Here is a 2,485-nt window from a genome sequence, read left to right on the forward strand (position 1 = left end):
TTCCATGTATTTGCAATAAACGTGTTTACAAATTTGTGTGTACGTTTTATAATGATATTTAGAAGGAGGTTAATAATGTCGAAGCTGAATAGGAAATCAAAACATTTTCGTATGAGTGTTGAAAGCATTGCTTTTTTAGAGGCTCTTGCTGAAAAGATAGGCGTTACTGATACGGAAATTGTTGAACGTGGTATTAGTGAATTGGCTGCACAAGAGTTTACAGCTAAAGAACGAAAAGAAATGATTACAAAAAAGATACAAGAAGTGCTGGAGTTATAAAAAGATTAACGGAATGGATCATGGAAGTTGGCGAAGCGAATCATTGACATGGAATTTTTCATGGTAAGCTGACTGCTGGCGAGCCACCTACTTTTTATCAAGGTGGTTCCTGGCTCGTTAAAACCATGAAAAAGGTTCTTCCGTGTCAATGACAACTGGAATGTTCCATGTAGTGGGATTGCCCGATTATATTAATTGATTTCCCAATCCAGTCCGCCCGCCGACAACGTCGACGGACGGCTGGATGGGAAACAATAATACAATGGTCAACCCTTGCATTAACAACCATTTACATGAAACGGAGGAGTTTTATATGTTTACAGTGAGTTATAGTAGAGAAGAAGGTACAGACCTATACAGAGTGTGCTTGGTGGCATTTAATCAAACAATTATTCTTAGTCGCCATGTTTTGGTGAAAAAGATAGGCATGGACCCGAGGGTATTAGTGGGGTGTCGAGACTTGCCAATTTATGAGATACTTGATTTAGGTTTTGTACTATCTGCGGTTGATAGAGGTTTGGTAATTTAGAGGCTAATAAATACTCCGATTTTTCCAGTGCTCTTATTAACTTGATTTAGATTCAACATTAGGCGAAAAAGGAGGACTGCATGGAGAAACGGCTACTGGCTCCCGAAGAACAAGGGATTAGTCCTGAAGCTGTTGTAAAAGTAACGACAATGAAACACATTGTAGAGATTCAGTACCTTGAGAAGGTGAATACGAAGGCTCATATACGGAAGTTAGATTCTGAACGCTATATAGATTTGGAAACTGGAGAGATAAGAGCATTTGAACGCACCGATAACAGGGGTCAAGGTGAAAACTCATTGCGGAAAACATTCAACAGATTGAGGGAATTAATTAACACTAATTTCACTGGATCACCACAAGAATTGTTTGTAACCCTGACTTATAGAGGCGAACTTCAAACGAATGATACAAAAAGGGTTTATGAAGATTTTAAAAACTTTATGAAACGCTTGAAATACAAGTACAAAAAGACAACTACGATTGATTACATAAATGTACTTGAACCACATGCTACTGGTAACTTTCATATGCACGTTTTGCTGCGGTTTAACGATTTAGAGAATATTTATATTCCGAATACTGAACTGGCTAAACTATGGGGCAATGGATTTGTTACGGTGCAATCTTTACAGGGTGTCGATAATATAGGAGCTTATTTGTCTGCTTATTTAGCGGATATAGAGATTCCAGAGGATAATGCCAAGATGTTAGAAGGACATCCCGATTTAGTTGAAAAAGAAGTTTCTGGGCAAAAGAAAAAGTTTATGAAAGGTGCTCGGCTTGTGTTTTATCCAACCGGAGTAAATATATACAGAAAATCTAAAGGTATAGTAGAGGCGGAAAAAGAAAAGATGAGTTATAAAAATGCACAAAAAAAGCTTGGAGCAGCAACTCCAAACTTCAAATATGGTGTAGAACTAATTGACAACGAAAAAGATTTCCGTAACACCTTAATTAAAGAACAGTATAACCTAAAACGCTAATTTCATAAACCGAGAAAAGATGTTCCCCCTCTAATTTGAGGGGGTTTTTTGTTATGCGAATTTACAAAGAGATATTAAAAAATCACTTTTAAGGCTATTAGAAGGCTTTTTAAAGCTATTAAAATTTACGAAACATACTTAACTAAAGGAAAACATTTAGATACCTTCAACGTAATGGAATACGTTAATGCTGGCACGTTCGAATGTGTATGCGCGGGAGGGGCCCGTCGGAGAGGGAACCGCGCGTGTGCATCGATCGTGCCAGGCTTATTGGTATATATTACGGAATCACCGTCACCCTTGGTAAGTAATTACGAAATCACAGTCCCTTTTATTGCTCATAACACCTATTATGGGCAATTTTAAAAGAGTTCAGGGCGTCTATGTAACCCGCCCCATGAAACAGGAGTACGTTTTTTAAACGAAACCTTGCTACAACATGGTTTGTTGGACATTTTTGCTTGTCAAAAAAACCACTTTTTTGACACGTAAAGAGTAATAAAAATCAAACACTAAAAACGTTCCTTTTCAGTGTTTGTATGTATTGCTGGGGGCCAGTACTACCCCAGCAGAAAATACAGACAAAAATGCTTGTATTCATTGTGAGAGTAAGGATACGGCTGTTTTTTTATCTGCAAGTAACCTGCAGATAAATGTTTGAAAAAATGTGTGTACAAATTTCATTAAATAT

Annotated in this window: 2 protein-coding genes; both read left to right on the forward strand. The window is 37.4% G+C overall.

Going from position 1 to position 2,485, the window contains the following annotated elements:
* Positions 1-75 precede the first annotated feature (75 nt).
* The gene (locus tag FH508_RS23900; protein ID WP_139847299.1) at positions 76-279 is read left to right on the forward strand and encodes a hypothetical protein; all 204 of its coding nucleotides are present in this window, start codon (positions 76-78) and stop codon (positions 277-279) included.
* 609 nt (positions 280-888) lie between these two features.
* Positions 889-1,794 carry a rolling circle replication-associated protein gene (locus FH508_RS23905; protein ID WP_139847300.1) on the forward strand — a complete coding sequence of 302 codons (906 nt, stop codon included), beginning with the start codon at positions 889-891 and terminating at the stop codon, positions 1,792-1,794.
* Positions 1,795-2,485: the final 691 nt, after the last annotated feature.

The organism is Lysinibacillus sp. CD3-6 (assembly GCF_006351725.2).
Classification (GTDB): Bacteria; Bacillota; Bacilli; order Bacillales_A; family Planococcaceae; genus Lysinibacillus.